The 7,568-nt window shown below is 61.0% G+C and carries 12 protein-coding genes and 2 pseudogenes; 10 read left to right on the top strand and 4 right to left on the bottom strand.

Annotated features, from left to right (window positions below; all coding sequences use genetic code 11):
• Positions 1–101 precede the first annotated feature (101 nt).
• Both MVC20_RS08175 and MVC20_RS08180 read right to left on the bottom strand, forming a co-directional pair.
• The gene (locus MVC20_RS08175) at positions 102–908 is read right to left on the bottom strand and encodes a DUF87 domain-containing protein (protein ID WP_297540221.1); all 807 of its coding nucleotides are present in this window, start codon (positions 906–908) and stop codon (positions 102–104) included.
• The gene (locus MVC20_RS08180; protein ID WP_297540223.1) at positions 898–2,028 is read right to left on the bottom strand and encodes an SIR2 family protein; all 1,131 of its coding nucleotides are present in this window, start codon (positions 2,026–2,028) and stop codon (positions 898–900) included. The genes MVC20_RS08175 and MVC20_RS08180 overlap by 11 nt, the downstream gene beginning before the upstream one ends.
• 30 nt (positions 2,029–2,058) lie before the next feature.
• Between MVC20_RS08180 and MVC20_RS08185 the strand changes: the two genes are divergently transcribed.
• The 8 genes and pseudogenes from MVC20_RS08185 to MVC20_RS08220 form a co-directional block, all read left to right on the top strand.
• Positions 2,059–2,328: a head decoration protein gene (locus MVC20_RS08185; protein WP_297540225.1), complete on the top strand. Its 270-nt coding sequence runs from the start codon at positions 2,059–2,061 to the stop codon at positions 2,326–2,328.
• Positions 2,329–2,343: 15 nt separating this feature from the next.
• Positions 2,344–3,357 carry a major capsid protein gene (locus tag MVC20_RS08190; protein WP_297540227.1) on the top strand — a complete coding sequence of 338 codons (1,014 nt, stop codon included), beginning with the start codon at positions 2,344–2,346 and terminating at the stop codon, positions 3,355–3,357.
• Entirely contained in the window at positions 3,357–3,668 is a 312-nt protein-coding gene (locus MVC20_RS08195; RefSeq protein ID WP_297540229.1) for a hypothetical protein, read from the top strand. Before MVC20_RS08190 ends, MVC20_RS08195 begins: the two co-directional genes overlap by 1 nt.
• The gene (locus tag MVC20_RS08200) at positions 3,665–4,291 is read left to right on the top strand and encodes a DUF6441 family protein (RefSeq protein ID WP_297540231.1); all 627 of its coding nucleotides are present in this window, start codon (positions 3,665–3,667) and stop codon (positions 4,289–4,291) included. The genes MVC20_RS08195 and MVC20_RS08200 overlap by 4 nt, the downstream gene beginning before the upstream one ends.
• Positions 4,292–4,366: 75 nt before the next feature.
• Complete coding sequence (locus tag MVC20_RS08205) at positions 4,367–4,756, top strand: MbcA/ParS/Xre antitoxin family protein (RefSeq protein ID WP_297540232.1); 390 nt, start codon at positions 4,367–4,369, stop codon at positions 4,754–4,756.
• The gene (locus tag MVC20_RS08210) at positions 4,753–5,445 is read left to right on the top strand and encodes an RES family NAD+ phosphorylase (RefSeq protein WP_297540234.1); all 693 of its coding nucleotides are present in this window, start codon (positions 4,753–4,755) and stop codon (positions 5,443–5,445) included. Before MVC20_RS08205 ends, MVC20_RS08210 begins: the two co-directional genes overlap by 4 nt.
• Positions 5,446–5,517: 72 nt before the next feature.
• Positions 5,518–5,946, top strand: coding sequence for an acyl-CoA transferase (locus MVC20_RS08215; RefSeq protein WP_297540236.1), 429 nt, complete (start codon positions 5,518–5,520; stop codon positions 5,944–5,946).
• Positions 5,947–5,975: 29 nt separating this feature from the next.
• Positions 5,976–6,125: pseudogene (locus MVC20_RS08220) on the top strand (phage tail tube protein); the annotation flags it as partial.
• 5 nt (positions 6,126–6,130) lie between these two features.
• Here MVC20_RS08220 and MVC20_RS08225 read toward each other — a convergent pair.
• Entirely contained in the window at positions 6,131–6,385 is a 255-nt protein-coding gene (locus MVC20_RS08225) for a hypothetical protein (RefSeq protein ID WP_297540239.1), read from the bottom strand.
• 126 nt (positions 6,386–6,511) lie between these two features.
• Here MVC20_RS08225 and MVC20_RS08230 point away from each other — a divergent pair, with 126 nt between their 5' ends.
• Together MVC20_RS08230 and MVC20_RS08235 are read left to right on the top strand one after the other, a co-directional pair.
• Positions 6,512–6,727: a hypothetical protein gene (locus tag MVC20_RS08230; RefSeq protein WP_297540241.1), complete on the top strand. Its 216-nt coding sequence runs from the start codon at positions 6,512–6,514 to the stop codon at positions 6,725–6,727.
• 7 nt (positions 6,728–6,734) lie between these two features.
• Positions 6,735–7,442 (top strand): annotated as a pseudogene (locus MVC20_RS08235) (phage portal protein); the annotation flags it as partial.
• 30 nt (positions 7,443–7,472) lie between these two features.
• Here the strand turns inward: MVC20_RS08235 and MVC20_RS18915 are convergent.
• On the bottom strand, positions 7,473–7,568 hold a 96-nt coding region (locus MVC20_RS18915), incomplete at its 5' end, for a transposase domain-containing protein (RefSeq protein ID WP_363320734.1).

The raw sequence follows: 7,568 nt of genomic DNA on the forward strand, positions 1-7,568 counted from the left end.
TTCGCCTGCCAGAAATTATCGAGGGGGTTGAATTCAAGGACGGGATCAAGCAGGAAAAACATGCCGCCTGATTACAGCGTCACCAACTTTTGGGCATAGCTCTAATTAGAGGCGGTTTCACCCATAGATATCGGCATCAGGTCTTCCGTTGAACCTTCTGTATTAGCCCTTAAATACAGACGATCAATCCTGTCCGGTAATTCTGAAAATGCTGGCCGGTATTCGCCATTCACATCGAACAGTACAAATGAAGCACCGCGCGCTGCAAACTCTTCCGGCCGTTCAAACAGAGATTGCAGTATGGTTGCCACGGTGCAGGATTTCCCGCTTCCGGTGTTGCCCAAGATTGCGACGTGCCCTCCGAAAAATTCGTCTATTCGCACTTTAACCGGGTAACCTTTGAAAACGACAGACGTTCCCACTTCCAGAGAAACCGGAATTGTGCCGGTATGCCCCGTGCCAGCTCGATCCTTTAGGACAACTTTGTTGCAAGGGTCAGCAACCTGAAAAACCCTGTCCAGGTCTTCATCTCGCGCATAGAGCGCATCGGCGTAAAGCGGCGGAAATACGGATACTCCAAATTCAAATTTCGCCTGTGCATTCGATCGGATCATTCCCAATGGCGTCAGATCAAGGAATTTGGCGGACGCTGCCTTATCCATTTCTGTTCCGCTTTGGTTTGGGCGCGAAGATTGCGGGTCTTTCTCCCAGAGGCCCGTAACCTCGCAGACCACGTAATCAGCCTGCACCGGAACAAGAACGAAAGAGCCAAGGCGCGCAACATAGTGCACGTCGTCAAACCCGACCACCGTGAAATTGTCATTGCCTCGGTGCAACTCCACAACCAACCTATCTGCGGAAACGTTGGTGACCTTGCCTATTACTCGTCCTTTGTCGTCATCCGGCATCCTCCCCGCCTCCACTATCTTTTCCAGCCAGATCACCAAAGGCTTTCAGCGCTTTACGAACAGCATCATCGGTACGGTTGCCGGGACCTTCTGGAAGAAAATGTTCGACAATAGTTTTGAAATAGTGCGCCTTAGCTCCACCTTCTGGGCCATCCCCCCAAATGAACCACACACGCGGATCCTCAAGATCATAAAGCGCCTGTGTGATATCATTGGTTTTGGGGTCAGCAAAGATGACCAGCCGGAAACCCGGAATGGTCAAAGCCTGAAAAATAATGTTGTTGACGTGTTCGTCGCCGAAGCCATAGCCCGCAGCAATTAGGACGCTTTGATCCTGAACCACCTGTTTTTGAAACTCACGGAACAAATCAGAATATGGAGAACCAAACGATGTGTTTTGCTTGGCTGGGGTCGGATAGATCATTACACGGCTTTTGGTTGTATTCTCAGGCAAATTTTGCAGTTCCCGAATTGGGAACAAGCCTTCGCCATCTTCAATCCAGTTGATTGAACCGTGCAATTTGCAAAGGTAAATAAAGCTGTCGACTGCAGCCCATCGCTTCGAGGTGATATCCAACTGTTCGGCCAAAGCATACCGAAAAGTAGCTGGGTTAAACCGGCGCTCCACCGACCCGCTGAACCCATTGCAATACGGTATACTGAGACGATCCATTGCCCGCTCACTGAACAGATCATAATTCGTGGTAAACACCCACGGGCGCGGCAACGTGCGGTCACGAAGTATCAACCTTTGAAAAAACTTCTGATATAGGCCGAGAACGGGGTTTGAATTATCAGCCAGTTCCGAACGGGAACAGACCTCGGTTACAAAAACGATGACTTTCTGGATAACGCTTTCGAGATCCGAGCTGGCCCCTTGAATGACATCTGACGATGATGTGTCTACGAATACCTTCGTTGCGAGCAACACCTCCATCAACCGTTCAAGATTTGTCGCAAAGGCCTCATTCTTCAAATCGATTCCAAGAATGTCTTTTAGGTTTGTTATTTCTTCGTCACCGACAGAGGTTTTATCTGCGCCGCCAAACTTTTGTCTAAACTTGCCTGCGAGAGGGGCCATTGTTGGAATGCCTGCCTCTGATGGATCCACACCTGGCATGTCACCATCGCCACCGGGACCAGTAGCCCGGTGCTCGAGCCCGGCACCGTGCTGGGCAAGATCACCGCCACCGGCAAGTATGCCGCCCACGACCCGGCCGCGCTTGACGGCACCGAGACCGCCGTCGCCGTGCTCTGGGGCAAGGCCGATGCCACCGCCGCCGACGTGCCGGCGGTGGTGCTCCTGCGCGGGCCCGCCATCGTCAACGGCAACGATCTGGTCTTTGCCGGCACCCTGACGCAGCCCGAGATCGATGCGGCGCACGCGGCGCTGGCCGCCGCCGGCATTCTCGTCCGATAAGCAAGGAACATCATCATGCCCACCATGGACATCTTCGACACCGATGCCTTCTCGGTGATCGAGCTCACCCGCGCGCTGGAAAACATCCCCTACAAGCCGGCGACCCTCACCGGCTCCGGCCTGTTCGCAGACCGCGGGGTGCGCTCGCGCACCGTCGTGATCGAAAGCCGCGACGGCACGCTCTCGCTGATCCCGTTCTCGGAACGCGGTTCGGCCTATGAACAGCAGATTCCTGAACGGCGCGACGTGCGGGCGTTTGTGTGCCGCCAGTTCAAGAAACAGGACGTGCTCTGGGCCTCGGAAATCCAGGGCATCCGCGCCTTTGGCGCCGAGAACGAAACCCAGCAGATCCAGCAGGAGGTGGCGCGTCGCCTCAAGCGCCTGCGCAACGACGCCGAGGCCACCTTCGAGTATCACCTCTTGAATGGCATCCAGGGCAAGGTGCTCGATCCCAAGGATGGGGCGGTGGTCATCGACTACTTCGCCGAGTTCGCGATCACGCCTGCCACGGAGGTCAACTTCGATCTAGCCAATACCAACCCGGCCTCGGGGGCGCTGCGCAAGAAATGCCAGGCGCTGATCGAGAGCGTCGAGGGTGATCTGGGCGGGCTTTCCACCGGGGCGGTGCAGCTGCGCGCGGAATGCGGCTCGGCCTTCTTCTCGGATCTCGTGGCCCACAAGGAGGTGCGCGAGACCTACCTCAATACGGCCGCTGCCGCCGATCTGCGGGCGCGGGTTGCCGACGAGGTAAGCTTCGGCGGCATCACCTTCCGCCGCTACCGGGGCAATGCCGCCTTCGGGGTGCCGCCCGACAAGGCCTTCTTCTATCCCGAGGGCGTCGAAGGGCTCTTCGAGATCTACTACGCCCCGGCCGATACCTTCGAGACGGTCAACACCCTCGGCCTGCCGCTCTACGCCCGCTCGATCCCCGACCGGGACCGAGACGAGTGGGTGCGGCTCGAGATCGAGAGCAACCCGCTGCCGATCTGCACACGGCCCCAGGTGCTGAGGAGCGGACGGCGGGCGTGATGAATGCCTTTGCCGTGGCCATGGATGCGCTGTTTGCCGACGTGAACCTCGGGCTGGATGCCACCTGGTATCCGGCGGGCGGCGCACCCCAGCCGATCCGCGTGATCCGCAAGGCGCCGGATGAGGTGACCTCCTTCAGGTCGGCGCAGATCCTGTCGGAGACGACGCTGGTCGATGCGCGTGTCTCCGAGATGGCGAACCCCAGGCCCGGCGATGGCATCAGCATTGGCACCGAGAACTTCACCATCCAGGGTGAGCCGAAGCGGGACCGGGATCGGCTCATCTGGACCGTTGAGCTGGTGCCGGCGTGAAACTGAAGCTGGACTTCGAGCCTGATCTGGTGGCCATGTTGCAGGAAGAAATCAGCGCCGGCGAGCGGGCCGTGAAGGCGGCGATGGCCGAGGCCGGAGGGGACCTGAAACAGGCTTGGCGCCGGCAGATCACGGGTGCCGGCCTCGGCCACCGCCTGCCGCGCACCATCCGCAACCGCTCCTATCCGCAGCACACCGACAGCCTCGATGCCGCCGCCTTCGTCTGGTCGAACGCCCCCAAAATCGTCGGGGCCCATGACCAAGGCGTGCTGATCCGCTCCAAGGCAGGCTTCTGGCTGGCGATCCCGCTGCCGGCTGCCGGCAAGGGGCGTGGCGGCGCGCGCCTGACGCCGGGAGAGTGGGAGAAACGGCGGGGGATGCGCCTGCGCTTCGTCTACCGCCGCCGTGGGCCCAGCATGCTGGTTGCCGACGGGCGGCTCAACAGCCGGGGGCTCGGGGTCGCGTCGCGCTCCAAGACCGGCCGCGGGCGCGCAACCGTGCCGATTTTTCTGCTGGTCCCGCAGGTGAGGCTGCGCAAGCGGCTCGATCTGGCGCGGGATGTTGAGCGGGTGGTCGGCAAGGTGCCGGGACTGGTGGTGGAGAGGTGGCGGGAAGATCATTGATCTCGCGTTTGGTCCATTTGGACTTGCTTACCGGTTCATATGGCACTATATTGTGAAGCCTATGGAGGATCCACAATGGAAAGCGCCCTCAGAGAACGCCCTGCAGCCGATGTTCAGGCCGTCGCACTGAAAGCATTCAGCAGGATTGCCGATGCCTGGTCGCTCACCGCACGGGAAGCGGCCGCCCTTGCCGACATGTCGGAGTCGACGTGGAAACGCGCCAGAAAGCCGGGCTATTCGGGCGATCTGACCCGCGATCAGATGCTGCGGCTTAGCGCCCTTGTCGGCCTTTACAAGTCTCTGGAGCTGTATTTCAATCCACCGGTTGCCCGGCAATGGGTCAAGCTTCCCAACCGTGGTCCCGAATTCGATGGCCAGCGCCCGCTTGATGCCATGATCCGTGGCGGACTGCCCAAGATCCTGCGTGTGCGCACCTATGTCGATGCCTTGCGGGGTGGCATGTGAAGATCACGGTCATCAATGACAGAGGGCTGGTCCGCCTCATCCCGGAAACCCGACACAAGCCACCGGTGCTGCGCGGTCTGGTCGATACCGACGACGAGGCAGAGATTCTGGCCGAACTCGAGGGCGAGACCAGCGCGCGGCTGATTGCCGAGCGCGAAGGCAGCCCGGCGCTTGATAGGCGCGAACTGGCCTTCGCCCGGCGCGCGCATGATCTCAAGCTCTATGGTCAGAGCCACATCAATGCGGCCTTCACCTATACCCGCCCCACCGGCAACCGCTTCAACGGGCCCGAGCGGGGCGCATGGTACTGCGCCTACGACGTGCTGACCTCGGCCGATGAGGTGGGGTTTCACCGCACGCGGGAGCTTGGCTATATCGGCGTGTTCGAGGACGAGGCGCGCTATGTGGAACTGCTGGCCGATTTCATCGGTGATTTTCCCGACCTTGAAGGTGAAACCGGTCATCCGGCACTCGACCCGGCACCCGATGTTGGATACCCCGAAGGTCAGGCGCTGGCGGCCGCTTTGCGCCGGGATGGTCACCGTGGCCTCCTTTATCCGTCGGTGCGCCATGAGGGTGGGCGCTGTTTTGTGGCCTTCGATCCGGGGATCGTCCAGAACGTCCGGCCGGGCGCAAGCTGGAAGCTCGTCTGGCAGGGCACGCCCGAATACACGATCGAAGGGGTGTAAGGCTTCCGCTTCTCCCGTGTTGATGCGGGCGCCCGAATGGCCCGCCCTCGCAATAAACGCTCATCGATATCCATGCCCACCCCTCGCGAATCCATTCTGCAGGCTCTGCTTGCGGTCCTGCAAACCTTGCCCGCCACCGTCCTTCGCGGCGAGGTGCTGCCCGAGCGCGTGCCGGCCGGGGGCCTGCTGATCCTGCGCGATGGCGAACCGGGGGAGCCGGAGGCGACGCTGTCGCCGCTGCAGTATCACTATGAGCATCGGGCGGAACTGGAGGTGGTGGTGCAGGGCAAGACCTCTGCCGACCGCGATGCGGCCTTCGATGCGCTGACCGCTGCCATCGGGGCAGTCCTTGCCGCTGACCGCACGCTGGGCGGGCTCTGCGACTGGGTCGAGGCGGAAGCTCCACGGCCGGTGGATCTGCCCGTCGAGGGCGGGCAAGCGCTGAAGGCCGCCGTCATCCCGGTGGTGCTGCACTATTCCACGGCCAACCCCCTGGCCTGACCCCCCACATCAATCGAAAGGACAAATCCATGCCCCGCGCCCAAGGCGCGCGGTCGCAGCTGGCGGCCGCGTTCGAAACCACCTATGGCACCGCGCCGGCCTCCGGCTTCATGCAGATGCCCTTTGCCAGCGCCTCGCTTGGGGCCGAACAGCCGCTGCTGGCCTCGGAGCTGCTCGGCTAGCCCTACTCAGCAGCCTTGCGATACCAGCTGCGGGCTCGCGCATAGTCTTGATCTGCGCCGCGGCCTTTGTCGTACATAACGCCCAGATTGTACTGGGCGCGGACATCGCCTTGATCGGCGAGCGGTTTCCAAATTTTCACTGCCTCCGCGTAATTCCCCGATTGAGCGGCAGCCGCCCCATCTTGAAAAGACTGAGCAAATATTGGCGATGCGCCCAGGGAAATGGCGATGGCGACCATTAATACAAGTTTTCGCATAATGAGTCCTTCAAAAGTCAGAGCACGCCTTGTGAGCAACGGTATCCGAGCAGGCTGCGAAATACCATAAAAACATGGATTTTACGCGATTACCGGCATCGCACGCCTAGCAACATGAGGTAGAAAATGACCCTTGCAGAAATGCAGGCGCAGCTGGACGCGCTGCTGGCGGCGCGGTTCCGCGGCGTGCGCTCGACGACCTATGACGGCAAGACCGTAACCTACGGCTCGGATGCGGAAATGGCTCGCGCCATTGCCGACCTCGAGGCCCGCATTGCTGCGGCGGGCGGGGCAAACCCCAAGCGCCGCGTGACCCGCCTCTACGCCGAAAAGGGGCTCTGATATGGCAATGATCACGGGCTTGCGCCGGCGCATCGGCGCGATGATCGGCGGGTTTGATGCCGGGGCCTACGGGCGGCGCCTGATCAAGTTCCGCCCCAGCCGCGCGCATGTAAACACGCTGATCGGCCAGGCGGGCCCGACGATCACGGCGCGGGCCCGCTGGCTTGTGCGCAATAACGGCTACGCGCTGAACGCACTGGAAAGCTGGACCGGCAATGCGGTGGGCGACGGAGTCAAGCCGACCTCGAAGGTCGAGGGCGCGGAAAAGAAGCAGGCCATTCAGGCCCTCTGGGAGGAATGGCAGGCCGAGGCAGATTCCGAAGGGCTGACCGATTTCTACGGTCTCCAGCGCCGCGCCGCGCGCGAGCTGTTTCTGACCGGCGAGGTGTTCTTCCGTTTTCGCCCACGCCGGCCCGAAGACGGGCTGTCGGTGCCCTTGCAGCTGCAGATGATCCCCTCGGAAATGCTGCCCATCGACATGACGAAAGAGCTGCCCGGCGGCGGCATGATCCGGCAAGGGATCGAGTTTGACCTGCTGGGCCGGCGTGTGGCCTATTATTTCTATTTCTACCGTCGGCATCCGGGCGACAGCACCGACCCCCGCCTTGCAGGCGAGATCGTGCGGGTGCCGGCATCCGAGGTGCTCCACATCATCGACCCGGTGGAAGCAGGTCAGGTGCGGGGCGTCTCGCGCTTTGCCCCGGCGATCGTCAAGCGTAAGCGGTGTGCACAAACCGTAACGGTTTCATCTTGACGCTGTTTTGAACGCCCACGGCATGAGATTGTCGATTTGGGATGCCGGGTGGCCAGCAGCGATAGCCTCAAGCGTTGCTTTGAGATA

The sequence above is a fragment of the Roseovarius sp. genome, from assembly GCF_027019125.1.
Taxonomy (GTDB): Bacteria; Pseudomonadota; Alphaproteobacteria; order Rhodobacterales; family Rhodobacteraceae; genus Roseovarius.